The following is a 19,492-nucleotide window of genomic DNA, read 5'->3' as shown; positions in this document are numbered from 1 at the left end:
CTTTTCGTTGACCGCAAGCGGGCCGTCTAAGGCGAGCCAAGTTGTTGGATGAATGTTTCGAGTATTGGCTGCTGGTCTGCCGGCGCCAGCATCAGCGCGCGACGGGCATATTCAACCGCCAGCGTAATCTGGTTCGTGTCTCTGTAGAGCAAAGCGAGATTCCTGAGGGTGTTCCAATCATTCGCGTTGCGGGCCAACAAACTCTGCAGCGCGTTAATCGCCCCAGGCGCGTCGCCCAGGTCCAGCGCAATGCGCGCCAGTTCCTGATACGCCTGGATTAAGCCGGGGTCTACAGCGACTGCCTGAGTCAACTCTTCGCGCGCGCGCTCCAACTGGGCGCGCCATTCGGCCGGGTTCGCCTGCCGATCGAACGCGCGCGCCTTCTCCAGATGCCACGCGGCGCGCAGCAGATAGGTCTGGCCGAATTTCTTATCAAGCGCCAGCGAACGGTCGAGCCGGACTTTTGCTTCCTCTAAATCGCCCAGGCGATAGAGATACAGGCTGGCCCATTCGTTCCACAACTGCGCATTGTTCGGGCTTAGGCGGGTAGCCGTCGCATATTCTCGCGAGGCGTTCTCAAAGCGACGCCGCGCATCGGCCTCCAGCTCGGCGATGCGCGCCGCATCGGCGCTCCCCTGCGCGCGCATGGCATCCAGCTCTGCCCGCGCAATGTCGCCGGATTGCTGCCACATGCGGGCCAGGTTGGCGCTGTGGTCGGTGTTGAACGGGTTGATAACGCGCGCTTCCTCCAGGATGATGCGCGCCGCGGTGAGCAAGTCTTGGCGGCTCAATTTGGCCGAGGGCAAATCGTTCGAGCCATAGGGGCGATTCCAGTTCTGCGGCTCATTCCCGATGATGCGCATGAATGTTGCATCTTCGGGGATAGTTCGGTCAGGCGACTGATTCGGCGTGGCCTTCGCCTTTTCCAACAGCGCCCGACCAAGCCAGAGGTAGTAGAAGTCCTCATTCGGCGCGAGCTGGATCGAACGGCGGTAATGTTCAATGGCCATGTCCCAGCCCTGAACGCCGGTGCCCTGCACCAACTCGCCCGAGCCGCGTTGATCCCATGGGCTAGCTTGCTTGTAGATGATGTCCGCGGCAATCGGCTGTAAATTGCTGTAAGCAACGGCGATCGGCACGGCAATGACGCCGACAAACACTCCGGTCAGGCCGGCGTAGGAGGCGCTCTGCGTCGGCAAAACGGACTCTTCGCCGCGCAACAAGAAGGCGCTGGCGACCATGACTGCGGCGATCAAGAGATAAACGTAGGCCGGGAAGGCGGCTAATTCGTCGGCGATGTTGAGGATGCCGCTGACAGAGTTCTGCTGCGAAGCGGAGAACGCCACTAGGCGACCCGCGATGAATGTGCCGAACGACACCCACACGAACGCTGCAATCGAAGCGAGGAGCGCGCCGGCGGTCGCGGTGTGTTCGTTGTTGCACAGCGCGCCGCTCGACCGCAGCTCAGCCAGGACGACAGCAGCGCCGATGATGAGCGTAATGAGAAACATCGCCAACACGCCGAGGCTGGGTTGACCCTTGACAAAGGTCATCGCGCCGATGAAGACCTGGCCGGCAGTCACGCTGCGCTCAATGTTGTTGGTGAAGTCGAAGGCCATGATGCCCAAGATCAGGCCCAGAAAGGCGCCATAGACGGCGACCGCGGCAAACCATCCCGGCAGTGCAAAGCCACGCCGGACCGGGGCCGCTGCGCGGCGCGCAGCGGCAGCGCGCTGTTGTGCGGCGCGCTGCTGTCGGCGCGTGCCGCCCCCATTCCGACGTCCTCCTCCTACTCCGCCGCCTCCAGGCGAAACTGCTTCCGCCGCGCCAGCTTCGACTTCCGGCTTCCCGCTCTTTGCTTCCGGCGAGTCGCCCTGCAGCCAGCCCATGCCCACCACGACCATCACGCCGATCAAGGCCCAAAAATAGGTCCGGGTCGCTGCGATTGCGATGCCGGTGTGGATCTCCACGAAGTGCGCGATGACGGCGGCGACGATGGCGATGAGCAACAACTGATCGCGCAGCGAAAGCTGAACAAGCAATGATTCGTTATCGCCGCGACGAGCGTTGATAAGCGCGCTGACGAACAGGAATAGGGTCGTGCCGAACACCACGCCGGCGCCTACGCCGATGCCGAACAGCTCCCGACGTCCGAGCGCAATCGCCCCGGCGCCAAACAGCACTGCGCCGGCAATCCACATCGCGATGAACAGCCCAGCTTCAAATCGCGACGCGATCAGCCCAATCCAGCGGAAGCCGTAAAAAAGCACGCTGCCGAAGAGGAACATGTAGGCCAGCAAGCCCAAGAGGCCGGTGATGACCAGCGCATCCCACGTCTCGTTGTGGCTACGATCCGGCGAGGCGTTGCGCGCTTCGAAGTTCGCCAACATCGGCGGGTAGAAGCGGTTGTAGGCAACATACATGGATTCTGGCCCGTAACCGACCAGCGGCCGAATGGCGTTGAAAGCGTCGGGCGTGCCGTCCGGCCCAGTGATTGGGTCGTGCGGTAGGACCAGGTTTGCTGCGCCCTCCCAAATCAACACGCGCACGGCATTGGTGCCCTCTTGCGTCGTAAACACGGTGCTCAAGCGACGCAACAGGGGGAATTGACGCAGCCAGTCATAGTTCGGGTTATTGCGCGTCACGTTGATGAAATACAAGAAGGCCAGCCCAGCAATGCCGAGGCCGATCAACCCTACCGTAAGCTGCAAGCGCGCTTTTCGCCGACGGACGAGCTGGGCCAATAACAGCATGACAAACAGCACGCCGACCAGCCAACCCAGCTGCGGCCCGCGACTGCCCGCCAGAATCAGCACAACAACGGCGTTCAACAGTGCGACGACGATGTAACACGCTGCGCGCACAACATCTGACCATCGAGGCTGGTCGCTCCGCAGGATGGACGCGAAGCTATCGGCGATGCGGAAGACAGTGATGAAGAAGACGATAACCAGATAGGCCGCGATGAAGATCGAGTTGCCCATATTTCCGGCAACGCGCTCCACCGTATCCCCGCCCCAAGGCAGCGGGTCAAGCTGCAAGCGCTGCAGGAGGCCATAGATCGCGATCGGCAGCGAAGTGACGATCATGAGCGTGAGCAGGCGATCAAGTTGCGCGCGCCGACGCATCCCCTGCAGAATCATGAGGAAGATCACGATGTAGGCTAAGGTGGTATAGGTGCCTTGCAGGCGCTGATACGATCCGAGGAGACTGGTGCGCGGCGCAATCGAGAACGCGGTGCTAATCATATAAACCACAACGGTGATCAGCGTCGGCAACACAAGCGGCGTGCGCCAGGTCACGCTGCGATCGCGTCGTGGGTTGCGGAACTCCTCGATCCACTTCACCACCCAAGCCATAGCCATCACCAAGGCGATCGAGCGCAGGGTGGTCAACTTGTCGGGTTCAAACACCCGGCTAGAGTAGATGTTAAAGAACAACGGCACAACAATAATCGCCGCCAACCATCCGGCCTCAATCAGCCGGTCGCACCAGATGCTCAGCCGGCTGGCGAAGGCAACCGGCGCAGCGACTGTGTTCAGCCTATCATCTGTTGTCACCTCAGAGGCTTGCCCCCCCGCAAGTATGTTCGACATGCGATGTCACCTCAGAAACGAAGCAAAGTGATAAACGGCCCCATCACCATAATCAGGGCGGTATAGAACTCTAGCACAGTCATCGGCTTTGGTATTATTTGAGCGCGGCGAGCATCATAGCACGCAGGCTCCCGCATCGCAGCGCCAAGCTAGACACAACTCCTCATGCACTGAGAAAAGACAACATGGCATCCAAAATTGATCCGTCCGCGCGCTATCTAAGAACTCACGAGTGGGCGCGCATCGAGGGCGATGAGATCGTATGCGGCATCAGTGACCATGCGCAATCGGCGATGAACGATTTAGTCTATGTGGAACTGCCGCGCGTCGGCGCAACGTACAAAGCCGGCGAGGCATTCGGCGTGGTGGAATCCGTCAAAGCCGCCTCTGACGTTTATATGCCTGTCAGCGGCACAATTACCGCGGTGAACACCCAGCTCGAAAGCAAGCCGGAGATCATCAACCAAGACCCGTATCAGCGTGGCTGGATGATCCGCATTAAGCCCGACGACATGGCCGAGTTCAACAACCTGCTCGACGCAGACGCTTACGCGCGACTGCTGAACGAGACCGAAAAATAGAACATGCACTACATCCCGCACACCGACGACGAGCGCCGCGAGATGCTCGCGCGCATCGGCGTCGAGCGCATCGAAGACCTGTTCCAGGCGATCCCTGAGAAGTTCCGCTTTCCCCGGCTCGATCTGCCCGAGGCCGTGACTGAGATGGAGGTGATGTGGGAGCTGGGGGCGCTGGCCGACGCGAACGCCGACGTGAACCATCACGCTTGCTTCCTCGGCGCCGGCGCCTACAACCACTACATCCCCAGCCTGGTGGACCACATCATCCGGCGCGGCGAGTTCTTCACCGCCTATACGCCTTATCAGCCGGAAGTCAGCCAGGGCACGCTACAGGCCATCTTCGAGTTCCAAAGCATGATGAGCGCGTTGACCGGCATGGAAATCAGCACGGCCTCCCATTACGACGGCGCGACGGCGTTTGCCGAAGCCGTGTTGATGAGCATGGCCATCACCCAGCGTCGCAAGGTGCTCATCTCGCGCGCCGTTCACCCGCATTACCGCCAGGTGCTCCGAACCTACACCCAGTTTCACCCTAACATCGAGATCATCGAGGGCGACCTGCCAACCCTGACCGACTCGATTGACCTGAACACCGCTTGCGTGTGCATTCAGAATCCGAACTTCTTCGGTCAGTTCGAGCAGGTCACCGGCCTGGCCGACCGCATCCACGCCGCCGGCGCACTATTTGTCGTTGTGACCCATCCGATCTCCCTCGGCTTGTTCAAACCGCCGGCCGAGTATGGCGCAGATGTTGTCACCGGGGAGGGCCAGCCACTCGGCATTCCGCTGAGCTTTGGCGGGCCATATCTCGGCTTCTTCTGCACCCGCCGCGAATTCATGCGCCGCATCCCCGGCCGGATCGTCGGCGAGACGGTAGATCGCGAAGGCCGGCGGGGGTATGTGCTCACGCTCAAGACGCGCGAGCAGGACATTCGCCGGGAGAAAGCCACGAGCAACATTTGCACCAACCAGGGGCTGATGGCGCTGGCCGCCTGCGTCTATATGAGCGCGATGGGCAAGCAAGGCTTGCGCCAAGTCGCGAACCTGTGCTACCAGAAAGCGCACTACGCCGCCGACCAAATCGGCAAGTTGGACGGCTGGCACGTCTGGATGGACAAACCCTTCTTCAACGAGTTCGTCGTGGCCTGCCCCGCGCCGGTGAAGGAGATCAACGACTATCTGCTCGATGAGCATGACATCATCGGCGGCTACGACTTGGGTCAGGACTACCCTGAGCTACAAGATCACATGCTGCTGTGCTGCACCGAGACGAACACGCGCGAGGAGATAGACGCGCTGATAGATGCCATGGCAGCATTGACTTGAGCCTAGACGTATACACCGACTCCCAACTCCCCAGTGCGGAAGTAGGGAGTGGGAAAGTCGGGAGTGGGCTGTAGAACACACGACTATGACGCCTTCATCAAAACTTCGCGCTGCAGTCATCGGCGTGGGCGTGGGTTGGAACCACATCGAGGGCTACCAGACCCACCCGAACTGTGAGCTGGCCGCGATCTGCGACATTAACCCGGCCGTCCTGAAGGAACGCGGCGACCGGTTCAACATCCCGGAGTCGCGCCGCTTCACCGACTATCGCCAGGTATTGAATTCGAGCGAGATAGACGCCATCAGCATCGCCCTGCCCAACTGGCTGCACGAGCCGGTCGCCTTGGAAGCGTTTGCCCACGGCAAGCATGTGCTGTGCGAGAAGCCGCTCGCCGTGTCGGTTGAAGCCGGCCGGCGCATGATCGAGGCCGCGCGCGCTGCGCACAAGACGCTGATGGTGTGTTACAACCATCGCTATCGCCCGGAGATCGTCTGGTTGAAAGGCGAGATCCGCGCCGGCGACTTCGGCCACATCTACGCGGCCAAGGCGGGCTGGCTGCGCGAGGGATGGATCCCGACGCACGGTCAGTGGTTCACACAGAAGGAGCGCGCCGGCGGCGGCGCGTTGATTGACCTGGGCGTGCACGTGCTCGACCTGGCGCTGTGGCTGATGGGCTATCCACGGCCAGTCGCGGTAAGCGGCGCCACGTTTGCCGAGTTCGGCCCGCGCGGGCAGAAGACCAAACCGCGCGATGTCAAGCCAGCCCACTTCGACGTGGACGACATGGGCCTCGGCTTCGTGCGCTTCGCCAACGGCGCCGTGCTGCAGTTCGAGTCGGCATGGGCATCACATCGCGAGCCGCTACAAGACGGCTTTTACGTGAGGCTGTTTGGCAGCGAGGCCGGCGCCAATTTCTACACCGGCGCGCCGAACAACGAGACCGTGGTGATGTATAAACTCGTCAACGATCAGCCGGCAACGATCGTGCCGCGCCTGCCGGTCGGCGTCAGCGGCCATCGCATCGCTGTGCATCACTTCGTGGATTGCGTGCTGAGCGGCGCTGAGCCGGAATCGCCCGGCGAGCACGGCCTGATCGGCCTGCAAATCATAGACGCCATCTATCGCTCATCGCAGGACGGGCGAGAGGTAAGAATTGAGAGTCCAGAGTCCAGAGTCCAGAGTCCAGAATTCCGTGGTGATGACTGACAATCTCTAATCTCCAATCTCCAATCTCCAATCTCCAATCTCCAATCTCTAATCTCTATCTCAGTCCATCAATCGCAAATCCAAAACATGCGCATCGTCTCCCTTTTGCCCAGCGCAACAGAAATTGTATGCCTGCTCGGCCTGCGCGATTCGCTGGTCGGCCGCAGCCACGAGTGCGACTACCCGCCCGAAGTCGCCGATGTGCCGGTGATGACCTACAGCAGCATCGGCGTCACCGGCGACGATGGTACGATCAACCCCGCGCTGACCAGCGCAGAGATAGATGCGCGCGTATCGCAACGCCTGCGCGACGGCCTCAGCCTCTACGGCCTACACACCGATCGGCTCGACGCCGCTAAGCCCGACCTCATCCTGACCCAGGAGTTGTGCGATGTGTGCGCCGTGTCCTACGCCACGGTGCGCGCCGTCGTGCGCGACCTCAGCCACAAGTGGGAAGGCTCGGCGCAAGTCGTCTCGCTGGAGCCAACCGATATCGAGGGGATCTTCCAGACCATCCTCACCGTCGGCGAGCTGACGGGTACAAACGCTGTGGCCAAGGCGCGCGTGCAAGCGTTGCGCGACCGGCTGGAGCGCGTGCGCGAGGCGCTGGCCGGCATCGTCCATCGCCCGACCGTCGCCGCGCTGGAATGGCTCGACCCACCGTTCGCTCCCGGCCACTGGGTGCCGGAGCAGATCGAAATCGCCGGCGGCAATCCAGTGCTCGGCCGCAAAGGCAAGCCCAGCTTCCGCTGCGCTTGGGAGGATGTGGCGCGCACGCAGGCCGAGTGCGTGATCGCCATGCCCTGCGGCTTCGACCTGGCCGGCAGCGTGCGCGAGTTTCAAAACGCTGCTGCGCACGAGATCTGGCGCGACCTACCGGCGACCTACCTGTGGCAGCTCTACGCCGTGGACGCCACGTCATACTTCAGCCGGCCCGGCCCGCGCGTCGTGGACGGCGTGGAAATCCTGGCCGGCCTACTGCATCCCAACCGCTGGCCGGCGCCTGGTCCGGCTCACGCGCTGCGCGTGAACGACTTCATTCCAAGCTGGCATCCGACGCGCTAACGCTTATTCCGCTGCGCTTGCCCTTTCTGGCCGTTCACCTATCATTCCGCATCGGATGAACGACCTGCTTTTGATCACCGGCGCCGACAGCCTCCTGGCGCATCACGCCATCGCAGCCCTGCGCCACACACGACGCATCCGCGCAGTGGACCTACAGCTCGATCGCGCGCTTCCCGAAGGAGTCGAGGGGCGCACCGGCGACCTGCGCGATTTGGCCTTCACGCAGGCCATTTGCGATGGCGTCGCCGACGTGATTCATCTCGCGCCGCTCTACACTCGGCTGGAGCGCGATGAGGCATCGCTCGACCATGCCACGCGCGGCACATTCCAATTGATGGACGCTGCGGCGAAGTCCGGCGCTAGGCGCGTTGTGCTGGGCAGCGCGCTGGCGCTGTTTGCCGATACGCCGGCTCAGTTTCGCGCAGACGAGGGATGGCGGCCGCGCCCTACGCCGCACCTCGACGACCTGTGCGCCTGGTTGGCCGAATTAGGCGTGCGCGAGATGACCCGCTCCACGCGCATCTCAGCCGTCTGCCTGCGCCTCGGTCAGGTGGTGGACGACGCCGCCACCGCCGGCCAACCGTTCGACCCGATGTGGGTACATGCCGACGACGCCGTCGCCGCAATCCAGGCGGCATTAACACACCCCACAGACGGCTGGTTCATCGTCCATGTGCCCTCCGCCGACCCCCGCGCGCGCTTTCAGTTCACGCGGACTCCGGAGGAATTCGCTTTCGCCCCCCGGCGCAACTTCGCCGGACACGCCGCATCGCGCGCCAGCGCGCCGCCCACGCGCCCATCACCGATCTCGCCGCGGCCAGCCATCCGCAAGGTGGCGCTGCTCGGCGCGGGCGGGCCGCTAGCCGCAGCCACAACGCGCGAGCTGGCGCCCGACTACATCCTGCGCCTTGCCGACCTCAAGCCGGTTGAGGAGATTTTGGCAACGGGCCAGCCACAGTCCCCCGGCGCGCCGATGCCGGAAGCCCCTCAGCCTCCCCACACCTGGCGGGTGATGGATATACGCGATCCTGCTCAAGTCATGGCCGCTTGCGAAGGCGTGGATGCGATCATCAACTGCACTGTGCTGCGCAACGATCCGACGGATGCCTTCTTGGTGAACACCATCGGCGCGTACAACGTGATGCGCGCTGCCGTCGCACATGGCATCCCGCGCGTTGTGCACACCGGCCCGTTTATGCTCGGCGCGCACGACCGCACCGGCTACGACTGGGATCACGACATCGTGGACGACGTGCCGCCGCGCCCCGGCAAAGACTGGGTCTACTTGATGAGCAAATACTTCGGCCAGGAGATCTGCCGCATCTTCGCGGAGCACTACGGGCTGGTCGTGCCGACGCTCACCTTCTGCCAGTTCGTTGAACCGACCACGCTCTATGGCTCACGGATTCACCCGTTGACCATTTCGTGGGGAGACGCCGCGCGGGCGATCCGCTGCGCGCTCGAAGTAGGCGAGCTGCCGGCGCCGTTTGAATATTTCCACATCGGCGCCGACCTCCCCCACGGCGTGTTCCGCAACGACAAGGCTAAACGGTTGTTAGGCTGGCGACCGCGCGATACGCTGGAAGCGCACTACGCCGCCGGGCGCAAGATGGCATAACCGCCACAAGTCGGGCTCACTGCCGCAACGATGACCGAGAGGCGCAACAAGCATTATCCAGAGCAACCCGCATCGCCACTCGGCGTGGGCGACTCCGGACGAGGCAGCCGCCTGCGGCTGCACATGTCGCCGGCGCCTCGTCCTTAAACGGCGGACTTTGCCACCCTGGGTCGTGGCTGCGGCGCGCCCATCGTCGCTAGTTGGAAGCCGATGAACAGGAACACCACGCCCAGGAAGATGCCCAGGTATTTCAGCGCCGAGCCGACCTCACTCAGCGCCGGCGTCGTCTCGGCCAATTTGATGATCGCGCCGCCCAGCGCCGGCAGCAACCCTCCCATGGCGATGAAGATATTGCCGATTACCCGATTGGGCAGGATTTGCTTGCGCAGGAAGAGATAGGCCGAATAGACGGCGCCACCCACCAGCAAGATTGTGCCATAGGCGTTCAACACCGGCGGCAAGATGCGCCGCACCGGCGTATCCGGCAAGATGGCGCGATAGCTCTCGGTGAGGAACTTGCCCACGTCGGCCCCCGGTATGAACTTCGACGCATCGAGCGGCAGCGAAAGCATCCACACCAAGCTGACGAACGCGACGATGCCGACGACGATGGAAAGGATGTCGGCGATATACGGCTTTCGCACGAGCAAGTGCAACGTACCCTGCCCCAGCACCGGCGCCACCATCAACGCGCCAGACCAATACCACAGCCGGAAGGCGAGCGCATTCCAGCCAAAGTTCAACCAGGTCTCGGTCAGGCCGCCGATGAAATACAGCCCCAGGCCCAATCCCCACACCAACAGATGCGTCCCGCCGCGCAGGCGGTAACGGTTCAGCACCAGAGCCGCGAAGACGCCGGAAACAACTGCCGTCAAAAAACCGATGATGAAGTTCAAACTCATGGCAACCGAATCCATGCCGCTATCGCAGCGCCGATGCGGCGGCAGCGTAGATCACCAAACCCACGACAGCGATCATCACTACCAGCAAGCCGATGATCGCCGCCGGCACGATAGCGCGGTACTCGAACGTCTGCGGCACGCGCGCCACCGGCGGGCGCTTAGCTGCCGGCGCGCTCGATGGCCGGATCGCGGGCTGGGGCTGTGCAGCAGCGCGCCGCGGGAATCGCCCGGCGACAAGGCCACGACCGAATATCGCGATCAGGAAGAAGCCTATGACCGTGATCGGCGCAAAGCCAAGCATGATCACGAAGCGCTCGTCCGCCGTTGTTGCGCCAAGCGTAAATGGCGCCAGGATGCCCAGCAACACGAACGCCGCGCCGAGGGCGATCCCCCATCCGGCTTTCAGCGGCGTCCGGCGTTTAGCCGACAAGCGAAACCGCGCAACCGTGGCCTCCCCTTTCGTCGCCGGCGATGCAGACAGCCTGGACGCCGGCGCCGCATCCGCAAACGCCGCTTGCCGCCCCTGTCCAGGCAACATCGCCGTGAACAACAACAGTGCGCCCGTCAACCCAAACAGGATGGTCATGATCAACACCTCGCGACGCTGATCGGGCGGGACCACCGCCGGCACCAGCACGGCCAGCGCGAGCAACAATCCACCCATGCCGAGGCTGATCTGCGCGCGATAGCGTTGCATTTGGCCCACGAGCAGCGACGGACTTGAGGCATCGGCACGCGGCGCGCGCGTCGCATCGGCGGTCTCGTTCTGGGAAGCGTTGGCGATGGCAGCGGACGCCGGCGCCTCCGGCAGGGCTTGCGCGGCTAACCCCACGGCGGGCTGCGCCAAGCGGGATGCCGCGTCGCCCGTGGGCGCAATGGTGGAGTCGGTCGGCTGATGCGCTGCAGCCAGCGCGGCGGCAATCACCGCCGATAACTCGGCCGCAGCGCGGCGCGCACGTTCCCCTTCCCCTTGCACCTGCACGTTGACGACCAGCGGTTGATCGTTGACCTCGATGCGAAGTTCTACCTTCAGAACGTCGGGCAGCGGCGACATGCGAAGAATATAGCACCGCCCTGACGCGCGGCGCAGTGTAAGATGATACGGTTCAACGACGCGGAATGACACTGCCGGCCGCCTCGCGGAGGCATTTCTCTGCAGGAACAAGACAGGGGTAGGCGCAGGCTATGTCTGTGCCTACCCCTCGTCAGAAATCCCCCGTTTACCCCTCTGCGCCCACCACGCGCGTGCCGCAGAAGAAGCGGAAAGTCTCGATCGTGCCTTCTTCGGCGAAGCCACTCCAGCCCCAAGCCGGCCGGGGAGCAAACAGGTTTAGACTGAGCATGCTGCTGCCGTTCACCTTCACCCCGCCGGCATGGATGCGCCGCCCCAAGGCCAACCCGCACGCCTCGTCGCGGGTGAACACATAGGCTTCCAGGCCATAGGGCGTACCGTTCGCCAGCCTCAGCGCTTCGTCTTCGGTGGCGAAAGTGTGGACGGTGGCGACCGGCCCAAAGATCTCCTCGGTCGCATCCTCGGCGCGCACACCGGTCACCAGCGTCGGCGCCAGGAAGTGGCCGGAGAGGTCGGGCAGAGGTGTGCTGTGATGGGCCTGCCCACCTCGCTCAATTAGCGCCTGGAGCTGCGCCTCGACCTTCGCCTTGTGCTGCGAGTGAATCAGCGGCCCCATGTCGCTTTCCGGCGAGAGCGAATCGCCCAAGCGGACGCGGCTGAGTCGGTCGAGCGCCCGGGCCAGCAGATCGTTGACGATGCGCTCATGGACAATCAAGCGTCCCAGCGCGCGGCACCACTGGCCATTCAGCGAGATAAGCAGATTCACGACGCCCTGAGCAGCCAAGTCCAAATCGGCGTCTTCCAACACCACCATCGGGTTGTTCCCGCCCAGCTCGAGTTGCGCGGGCTTAAAGTCCTCGGCGCAAGCATGCGCGATCGCTCGACCGCCGGCGACGCCACCGGTGTAGCTCACCGCACGGATGCGTCGGTCCTTGACCAAGGCGCCGCCCACGGCCGGCCCGCCATGCACCACCTGGAATACGCCAGGCGGCAACTTGGCAGCCTGGGCCGCCTCAACGAACACGTCGCAGCCATGCGGCGCCCATTCGCTTGGCTTGAGGATGGTTGGGCATCCGGCGGCAAGCGCATTGGCGACTTTGTGCGCAGCCATCGGCGCAGGCGCGTTCCACGGCACCAACGCCAGCGCCGGCCCCCATGGCAAACGGTGGATCTCGACTGTATGCCCGTTCGGGCCATCCATGAAGCCGGTCGCGCCTGTGGTTTTCATCTGTTCGATGGCCAGCAGCCACGCGCCGGTCGTAATGACACCGAGCATAGTGGTCAGGCGGATCACCGCGCCGGTGGTGAGCGCCTCGAGCTCGGCGATGCGCGCTTTGCGCTTATCCAACTCGGCGCTCATCGCGGCCAGATAACCGGCGCGCTCATCGGCCGGCAAGCGCGCCCAGGTGCCCTGCTCATGCACGCGCCACGCGGCAGCCAGCGCGCGCTCAAGCTGAGCCGCGCTGGTCGCCATCTGCGCTTGCAGGCGTTCGCCGGTGTTGGGATCTTCGAGCCAAGCGCCCAGCGCCACTTCCGGCGCGCTGGTCTGGCCATCAATCAGATCAACCAGAGGTGGAAGTTGTCTCATCGCTTCACGTCCAGTCCATGGTACCCGCTTCCCTCGACGATCATCCGGGCCACTTCCAAGCGCCCGCGCTCGGCGGGAAAGGCCTGCACCAGCCCCATGCTGAGATCGCGCAACGCCCGGGCCACCACGCCGCTGTTGGTGCTGCCGCTGGTGCCGCTCGCTTTGAAGGCGTTGACGGCCACGCGGAAAGCCGCCTCGCACACTTGACCCTTGCACATGCGCCACTGCCTGGCGACTTCGGCTTTCGGCTTGAGCGGCGGTTCGGCGGTCTCCAGCTCCAACTGCCGGCGCAACCATAGGTAGCCGGTCTCGAGGTCCACCGCCATGTGGCCGATCAGTTCCTGGTGCATCGGGCTGGTGGCAATGCTGCGACCGGTATCTTGGAATTTGAAGTCAAGCAACGCCTGGATGGTGTGGTCGTAGCAAGCCTGTGCAACCCCCAGATAGACCGCCGCGATGGCGACTTGGTTGCCCACCCAAGTGCCGCGCGACATCTGCGTAGCGCGGGCAAACGCGCCGGGGATGGTCAACGCCTCATCCGACGGCACGAACACATCCTTGAGGACGATGCCATCGGTGGCGGTGGCGCGCATGCCGATGGGCTGCCACGGCGCGCGCGGCGACACGCCCTCGGCGTCGCGCGGGACGAAGAACAGCGCCAAGCCGTCCACGTCGGCGCTGCCGGCCAACTTTGCCGTGACCAGGTATTCGTCGGCCACGCCGGTGGCGCAACCGAACGACTTGACGCCGTTCAGTCGCCAGCCGCCCGCTACCGGCGTCGCCTCGGTCGAAATGGTGACGTTGGCGCCTTCGGTCTTGCCGCTCTCGCTGGCGAAATTGGCCAGCCACATGCGCCGCTCGCCCATCTTGCGCAGCAGCTTTTCGGCAAACGCGCGCACCACCGGCGCCTCCTCGGTCGTGTACAGGCCGGCTTCGATGGCCTCCAACGGCAGCAGCCCGCGCGAGGCGCTGGTGCAGTGAAAGAAATAGGCCAGCGCGGTCGAGGGGCAGGCCGTGCCCATGGCGAAGGTAGCGGCGCACAGGTCGCGCAGCGTGCCGCCCAACCCGCCGTAACGCTCCGGCACGATCAGGCCGAGCAAGCCGGCGTCGCGAATCGCGCGCAGGTTATCCATTTGGAAGCGCGCGTCGCGGTCGGCCTGCTCGGCATTGGCGCGCAGCACCGGCAACACCTGCTCCACGCGGCGCGCGTGCTCGCGTTCGCGTTCGGTCATGCGCTCGACCAACCGCGCGCCGGTCAAGCGATCCGATGTGTCAGCCATAGGCGGAACGGCTATGCAGTAGCGGCAGTCGAAGCGCGCTGCAACGCGCGCGCGCGGGCCGCCTGGGGAATGCGGCCATCCATAGCGATCAGCGTCGCGACGAGCGCCGCGCTCAAGAACACCTCACCCAGGTTAGCCACCGTGATCGCGCGCGCACCGGCGCCGGCCAAGATGAGCACAGCCAGCGCGCCCGCAAACAGCCAGGGCCAGCGCGCCCGAACCCACACCATCACACCCACCCCCACCAGCACGATCATCGCGGTGAACGACGGCAGGGGCGGGCCTTTCAGCAGCGAGAATTCGTTGGAATAGCGCAGCGTGTCCTGAAAGCGCGCCGGCTCCAGCCGTAGGTTGATCACATCCACATACGCGCTATAGGCCACCAGCGCCGTGGCCAGGATACAAAACGCCGCATGCACCCCCTTGCCCCGCGACCAGCGCAGGTCGGCGCGCCGCGCCACGCCGCAAGCAAAGATGATCAGCAGCGGCGTGAGCAGAGAGTGAAAGATGTAGCGCGGCGTATTGACGGCCTTCAGCGCATCCCCTTCGCCCAGCAAGGCCCCGGCGGCGATGGCGAAGTTGTCATACACCAGCGCGGCGATCACCAAGATGGCAATCAGGCCATACGACGAACGATGGGCCAGCCAATGCCGCGCGCCAACGACGGCCAGCGCAAGTTGCGCCACGCCAAACACGATGTGGATGAGTGTGAACATGCTTTCCTCCTGTTTACATGGGCCGCCGGACATACCGACCAACCGGCTGCCCGACGATCCGACCCTCACTGAACACGTGCTGGCCGCGCACGAAGGTATGCTTCACGCGACCCCGCACCCGAATCCCCTCAAACGGCGTATAACCCTGCGCCGAGAACGAATCGGCGGCGCGAATCGTCCATGCCTCATTCGGGTCGAGCAATGCAATATCCGCGTCGAAGCCCTCGGCGATGTCGCCCTTGCGCGATAGGCCAAAGCGACGCGACGGATTCCAACTCACCAACGCAGCCACGCGGTTCGGCGAGAGGCCGCGCTTCGTGCCCTCGCTGAAGATGCCCGGCAGGAGATATTCCGTGCCGCCGAAACCGGCTTTCGCCTTCCAGACGTCGTCGGGGTCGGCTGGATCCACCTTCATCGCGCGCGGGCAGTTGGCGTGATCGGTCACCAGCCACTCGATGGCGCCGTTCAGCACGTGGGCCCACAGGCACTCGACGTCTTCGCGCGAGCGCAGGGGCGGGTTGACCTTGCCCCACACGCCGCATGGCGCGCAATCGTCTAGGAGCAGATGGCCGGCGGTCGCCTCCAGGCCGAACGTCACCTCGGGATAGCTATCGCGGACGCGCAGCGCGGCCTCCATGGCCTGACGCGACGTGATGTGCAAGATGTTGACCTGGCCCAAGCCGGCAGCGTGGGCCAGGGCGCCCACGATGCCGATGGCGACGGCCTCGCTGTGCGGCGGCCGGGCGGCGCTGTATTGCTGCAGAGGGGGGCGACGCCGCATATCGGCGTCGCGTTGGATGCGGGCCTCATACGCGCGCAGCAGCTCCGGCGTCTCGCAGTGAAAGCTGACCTGGATGTAAGGCGCCCATTGAGGATACGCACGCTGCAACCGCGCCGCCTCGCGACAAATGAAATCAAAATGCGCCAGGTCGTAATGGTCGCCTTCGCCGAGCATGAGCCACTGGGCCTGCGCATCGCTGCGGCCATGTAGGCCATGCAGGCCATAGAACATGAACACCTCGCCGAAGTTGGGCGCGCCGCCCTCGCACAGCATATATTCCATCTCGGCGATCTGCCGCCCCTCGATGGGCGACATGTGATAGCCATAGTCGGTGTAGTAGCGTCCTTCGCTTTGGCGCAGCAGCTCCGGGTAAAACTCGCGCCACGACCCGCGGCGATTCAGGTAGAGGCTGCCGGTGCGCGCATAGGTGATCAACGTGGTCACGCCGCCGCTGACGGCAGCCGCCGATTCGGTGAGCGCGTCCTCGTGGGGCGGGACATAGATGCCGATGTGGGTATGTGCATCAATGGCCCCGGGGAAGGCCAGCAACCCGGTCGCATCGAGGGTCTGCGCAGCCTCTGCAGCCAGGGTCGGCGCTAGCGCGGCGATCCGGCCGTCGGCGATGCCGATGTCCATGGGCCGGATGTCGGTCGCGTTGGGGCGAACCACGCGCGCATTCTTGATGATCAAATCGAGCTGTGCCATGCTGGTTTGCTCCATGCGGCCGTGATCATTCACAACCGCCTATCACGCCCGCGCGTTTCAATTGCGCGATCTCGGCCTCGGTGTATCCCAGCGCGCGCAGCACCTCGGCGCTGTGTTCGCCGACCTTGGGCGGTTGCCGGCGCAGTTCCAACCGGCCACGGCTGAAAGCCAGCGGCAGCGCCGGCAGGTTGCAGCTCACCGCTTCGCCGACCTGCACGCGCCACAGCGCGCCGGCCGCCAACAGATGCGGGTCTTCGAGCAAATCCTCGGGGCGCGCGACCGGCGCGAACGGGATCTCCGCGCGCTCGCAGCCAGCCAGCACCTCGGATGTGCTCATCTGCTTGAACATGGCCGTCAGATCGGCGGTCAAGCGCTCGAAGGCGTGGTAACGCTGGTTGTTGGTAGCCAGCGATTCGTCGGCCAGCAGGTCGGGGCGGTTGAAGACTTCGCAGAAGCGCTGCCAGTGCTTGTCGCTGGTGACGCCGACGAAGACGAGGTCGCCATCGCGCGTCTCGAAGGGCTGGTAGATGGCCCATGAGCGTGGCTTGCCCGGCATGGGTGGGATGGGCTCGCCGAGGAGGGGCTGATACACCATGTGCTGACCGACGAGATAAGCCGCCGACTCGAACAGGCCGCCGCGCACGAGTTGCCCGCGTCCGGTGCGGTCGCGCTCACGCAATGCGGCCAACACCCCTAACGCGCTGAATGCGCCGGCCAGGACATCCACCACCGAGACGCCCGCCCGCAGGGGTTGGCCCACCGGCCCGGTCATGTAGGCGATGCCGCTCTGCATCTGCACCACCTCGTCCAACGCCACGCGCTTCTCGTAGGGGCCGGGCAAGTAGCCCTTGAGCGCGCAGTAAATTAGGCGCGGGTTAAGCTGCGACAGCACCTCGTAGCCCAGCCCCAGGCGGTCCATCGTCCCCGGGGCGTAGTTCTCCAGCAGCACATCGGCTTGCTCGGCCAATTTCAGCACAATCGCCCGGCCGGCGTCGCTCTTCAGGTTCAACGCCAGGCTCTTCTTGTTGCGATTGAACATCGGGAAGTAGCCCACCCCAAAGCCTTTGAGCGCGCGCGTCGGGTCGCCCTCGACCGGCTCGATCTTGAGCACGTCCATGCCGAGGTCGGCCAGGATCAGGCCGCAGGACGGGCCGAGGATGGCATGGCTGAACTCGATGACTTTAAGATCGGCGAAAGATGGGAGAGACATAGTGCGTTTTGGGTCTTCTTTTAAATTTCACGGATCACGTAGTCCCCATGCTGCTTCAGGTAGTTGACCAGACCGCCGGCGCGCAGGATGTCCACCATCACCGCCGGCATGGGCGCGGCGCGGAAGACGCGGCCGGTCGCGCAGTTGATCACTTCTCCGCGTTGCAGCTCGACGCGCACCGTGTGGCCATTGGCGATGTCATGCGCCTCGGCCAGCTCAATCAGCGGCAGGCCGATGTTGATGGCGTTGCGATAGAAGATGCGCGCAAACGAACGGGCAACGACGCAGGCGACGCCGGCTGCCTTGATCGCCGCCGGCGCCTGCTCGCGCGAGGAACCGCAGCCGAAATTGTTGCCGAAAACCAGCACATCGCCAGGGCGCACGCGTCCGGCGAACGTCGGGTCGAGGTCTTCCAAGACGTGTCTGGCCAGTTCGCGCACGTCCAGGGTCTTGGTGTATTTGCCGGGGATGATCCGGTCGGTATCTACGTCGTTCACGTCATAGACGTGGGCCAAGCCGAGTATCACATTCATAGGGTCGGAATTGCGTCAGTCGGCGCCGGAGCCGCCGGCGTCTCCGACATCCGCGGGAGACTGTTTGAGGCGTCGGGAACGACATCGGCGGGTTCGCAGATTTCGCCGGCCAGCACGCTGGCGGCCACTACGGCCGGCGAGGCGAGGTAAATCTGCGCGCGCGGGTTGCCCATGCGCCCCTGAAAGTTGCGGTTGGTCGAGGAGATGACCACCTCGCCGTTGCCCGGCACGCCCTCGTGCGTGCCAACGCACGGGCCGCAGCCGGCGCCGATGAACGTCGCGCCGGCCTCACTCAGCGCAGCGATCGTGCCATCGCGCAGCGCCGCATTGAAGACCGCGCGCGACGCCGGCGCAATCAGCAAACGCACGCCCGGCGCAAGCTTGCGGCCGCGCAGCACAGCCGCGGCCTGTTGGAGATCGTCCAGGCGCGCGTTGGTGCAACTGCCGATGAAGCCGGCGTTGATCTTGACGCCCTTGGCCCGCGCAATCGGCACGACGTTGTCGGGCGAGTGCGGCAGCGCCACGTGCGGCGTCAGGCGCGACACATCGAAGCGCAGCGCGCGCGCGTAGGCCGCGCCGGGGTCGGCGTTGACCGGCGCGAAGTCGTACGGCAAGCGCAAGCCCGCCGGCGCGACGATGCCGGCCTTGGCGCCCATCTCGCTGGTCATGTTCGCCAGCGTCATGCGCTGGCTCAAGCGCAGCGGCTCAATCGCCTCGCCGGTGAACTCGACGCAGTGGTAGTGCGCGCCCTCCAGGCCGACGCGCCCGACCAGGAAGAGCGCCAGGTCTTTGGCGGTCACGCCGAGCGGCCATGCGCCGACCAGCTCGATCCTGATGCTGTGAGGCACCCGGAGCCAGGTCTTGCCGGTGAGCAAGATGCCCGCCAGATCGGTGGAGCCGACGCCGGCGCCGAAAGCATTGAGCGCGCCGCAGGTCGGCGTGTGCGAGTCTGCGCCGAGGAACAGGTCGCCAGGTCGCACATGGCCGCGCTCGACCATGAGTTGATGGCAAATGCCCTCGCCGACATCGTAGAAATGGCAACCTTGGTCGCGCGCGAATTGACGCATCATCGCGTGCAGATTGGCGATGCGCTCATTGGGCGCGGGCGCAGCATGGTCGAGGACGAACGCCACACGACGCGCGTCCCACACGCGCCGCCCGCCCATCTCATGGAAAGCCTGAATGGCCAGCGGGGCGGTCGCGTCGGTCGCCATCGCGCCGTCTACATGCACAATGGCGATCTCGCCGGCGCGCACGCGCTTCCGCGCCGCGCGCGAAAGGATCTTCTCGGCAATCGTCTGTTGGGTCATGG

15 protein-coding genes are annotated in these 19,492 nt (G+C 64.4%); 5 read left to right on the top strand and 10 right to left on the bottom strand.

Going from position 1 to position 19,492, the window contains the following annotated elements; all coding sequences use genetic code 11:
- Positions 1-26: 26 nt before the first annotated feature.
- Positions 27-3,596, bottom strand: coding sequence for an O-antigen ligase family protein (locus GXH28_RS00135; RefSeq protein ID WP_206156645.1), 3,570 nt, complete (start codon positions 3,594-3,596; stop codon positions 27-29).
- A 185-nt stretch (positions 3,597-3,781) separates the two neighbouring features.
- Here GXH28_RS00135 and gcvH point away from each other — a divergent pair, with 185 nt between their 5' ends.
- The 5 genes from gcvH to GXH28_RS00110 all read left to right on the top strand — a co-directional run bounded on the left by gcvH (position 3,782) and on the right by GXH28_RS00110 (position 9,393).
- On the top strand, positions 3,782-4,177 hold the full coding sequence (gcvH, locus tag GXH28_RS00130; protein ID WP_169236971.1) for a glycine cleavage system protein GcvH: 396 nt from the start codon (positions 3,782-3,784) through the stop codon (positions 4,175-4,177).
- Positions 4,178-4,180: 3 nt separating this feature from the next.
- Entirely contained in the window at positions 4,181-5,503 is a 1,323-nt protein-coding gene (gene gcvPA / locus GXH28_RS00125; protein WP_169236970.1) for an aminomethyl-transferring glycine dehydrogenase subunit GcvPA, read from the top strand.
- A gap of 85 nt (positions 5,504-5,588) precedes the next feature.
- On the top strand, positions 5,589-6,710 hold the full coding sequence (locus GXH28_RS00120) for a Gfo/Idh/MocA family protein (protein WP_169236969.1): 1,122 nt from the start codon (positions 5,589-5,591) through the stop codon (positions 6,708-6,710).
- An 87-nt stretch (positions 6,711-6,797) separates the two neighbouring features.
- Entirely contained in the window at positions 6,798-7,775 is a 978-nt protein-coding gene (locus GXH28_RS00115) for a cobalamin-binding protein (RefSeq protein WP_169236968.1), read from the top strand.
- A gap of 55 nt (positions 7,776-7,830) precedes the next feature.
- The gene (locus GXH28_RS00110; protein ID WP_169236967.1) at positions 7,831-9,393 is read left to right on the top strand and encodes an NAD-dependent epimerase/dehydratase family protein; all 1,563 of its coding nucleotides are present in this window, start codon (positions 7,831-7,833) and stop codon (positions 9,391-9,393) included.
- A 143-nt stretch (positions 9,394-9,536) separates the two neighbouring features.
- Here GXH28_RS00110 and GXH28_RS00105 read toward each other — a convergent pair whose 3' ends face one another.
- The 9 genes from GXH28_RS00105 to GXH28_RS00065 all read right to left on the bottom strand — a co-directional run bounded on the left by GXH28_RS00105 (position 9,537) and on the right by GXH28_RS00065 (position 19,490).
- A complete protein-coding gene (locus tag GXH28_RS00105) occupies positions 9,537-10,295 on the bottom strand; it encodes a hypothetical protein (RefSeq protein ID WP_169236966.1) in 759 nt (252 codons plus the stop codon).
- Positions 10,296-10,314: 19 nt separating this feature from the next.
- Complete coding sequence (locus GXH28_RS00100; protein WP_169236965.1) at positions 10,315-11,349, bottom strand: hypothetical protein; 1,035 nt, start codon at positions 11,347-11,349, stop codon at positions 10,315-10,317.
- A gap of 166 nt (positions 11,350-11,515) precedes the next feature.
- Positions 11,516-12,955: an aldehyde dehydrogenase family protein gene (locus GXH28_RS00095; RefSeq protein WP_169236964.1), complete on the bottom strand. Its 1,440-nt coding sequence runs from the start codon at positions 12,953-12,955 to the stop codon at positions 11,516-11,518.
- On the bottom strand, positions 12,952-14,235 hold the full coding sequence (locus GXH28_RS00090) for an acyl-CoA dehydrogenase family protein (RefSeq protein ID WP_240550091.1): 1,284 nt from the start codon (positions 14,233-14,235) through the stop codon (positions 12,952-12,954). Before GXH28_RS00090 ends, GXH28_RS00095 begins: the two co-directional genes overlap by 4 nt.
- An 11-nt stretch (positions 14,236-14,246) precedes the next feature.
- On the bottom strand, positions 14,247-14,951 hold the full coding sequence (locus GXH28_RS00085) for a hypothetical protein (protein ID WP_169236963.1): 705 nt from the start codon (positions 14,949-14,951) through the stop codon (positions 14,247-14,249).
- 13 nt (positions 14,952-14,964) lie between these two features.
- A complete protein-coding gene (locus tag GXH28_RS00080) occupies positions 14,965-16,452 on the bottom strand; it encodes a dihydroorotase (RefSeq protein ID WP_169236962.1) in 1,488 nt (495 codons plus the stop codon).
- 10 nt (positions 16,453-16,462) lie between these two features.
- Positions 16,463-17,647 (bottom strand): CaiB/BaiF CoA transferase family protein, encoded by a 1,185-nt coding sequence (locus GXH28_RS00075; RefSeq protein ID WP_169236961.1) that lies wholly within the window; start codon positions 17,645-17,647, stop codon positions 16,463-16,465.
- 20 nt (positions 17,648-17,667) lie between these two features.
- Entirely contained in the window at positions 17,668-18,180 is a 513-nt protein-coding gene (locus GXH28_RS00070) for a 3-isopropylmalate dehydratase small subunit (protein WP_169236960.1), read from the bottom strand.
- The gene (locus tag GXH28_RS00065) at positions 18,177-19,490 is read right to left on the bottom strand and encodes a 3-isopropylmalate dehydratase large subunit (protein WP_169236959.1); all 1,314 of its coding nucleotides are present in this window, start codon (positions 19,488-19,490) and stop codon (positions 18,177-18,179) included. Before GXH28_RS00065 ends, GXH28_RS00070 begins: the two co-directional genes overlap by 4 nt.
- Between the last annotated feature and the right edge of the window lie 2 nt (positions 19,491-19,492).

It is taken from the genome of Candidatus Roseilinea sp. NK_OTU-006, from assembly GCF_012931985.1.
GTDB lineage: Bacteria > Chloroflexota > Anaerolineae > J036 > Brachytrichaceae > JAAFGM01.
This window is presented reverse-complemented; position numbering and strand designations above follow the sequence as displayed.

Excerpts from the sequence above, each read along its gene's own strand:
- GXH28_RS00080 (WP_169236962.1), bottom strand. The coding sequence starts at position 16,452 with ATGGAGCAAACCAGCATGGCACAGCTCGATTTGATCATCAAGAATGCG.
- GXH28_RS00110 (WP_169236967.1), top strand. The coding sequence starts at position 7,831 with ATGAACGACCTGCTTTTGATCACCGGCGCCGACAGCCTCCTGGCGCAT.
- GXH28_RS00085 (WP_169236963.1), bottom strand. The coding sequence starts at position 14,951 with ATGTTCACACTCATCCACATCGTGTTTGGCGTGGCGCAACTTGCGCTG.
- GXH28_RS00070 (WP_169236960.1), bottom strand. The coding sequence starts at position 18,180 with ATGAATGTGATACTCGGCTTGGCCCACGTCTATGACGTGAACGACGTA.
- GXH28_RS00065 (WP_169236959.1), bottom strand. The coding sequence starts at position 19,490 with ATGACCCAACAGACGATTGCCGAGAAGATCCTTTCGCGCGCGGCGCGG.
- GXH28_RS00075 (WP_169236961.1), bottom strand. The coding sequence starts at position 17,647 with ATGTCTCTCCCATCTTTCGCCGATCTTAAAGTCATCGAGTTCAGCCAT.
- GXH28_RS00095 (WP_169236964.1), bottom strand. The coding sequence starts at position 12,955 with ATGAGACAACTTCCACCTCTGGTTGATCTGATTGATGGCCAGACCAGC.
- GXH28_RS00135 (WP_206156645.1), bottom strand. The coding sequence starts at position 3,596 with ATGTCGAACATACTTGCGGGGGGGCAAGCCTCTGAGGTGACAACAGAT.
- gcvPA (WP_169236970.1), top strand. The coding sequence starts at position 4,181 with ATGCACTACATCCCGCACACCGACGACGAGCGCCGCGAGATGCTCGCG.
- GXH28_RS00115 (WP_169236968.1), top strand. The coding sequence starts at position 6,798 with ATGCGCATCGTCTCCCTTTTGCCCAGCGCAACAGAAATTGTATGCCTG.
- gcvH (WP_169236971.1), top strand. The coding sequence starts at position 3,782 with ATGGCATCCAAAATTGATCCGTCCGCGCGCTATCTAAGAACTCACGAG.
- GXH28_RS00100 (WP_169236965.1), bottom strand. The coding sequence starts at position 11,349 with ATGTCGCCGCTGCCCGACGTTCTGAAGGTAGAACTTCGCATCGAGGTC.
- GXH28_RS00105 (WP_169236966.1), bottom strand. The coding sequence starts at position 10,295 with ATGAGTTTGAACTTCATCATCGGTTTTTTGACGGCAGTTGTTTCCGGC.
- GXH28_RS00120 (WP_169236969.1), top strand. The coding sequence starts at position 5,589 with ATGACGCCTTCATCAAAACTTCGCGCTGCAGTCATCGGCGTGGGCGTG.
- GXH28_RS00090 (WP_240550091.1), bottom strand. The coding sequence starts at position 14,235 with ATGGCTGACACATCGGATCGCTTGACCGGCGCGCGGTTGGTCGAGCGC.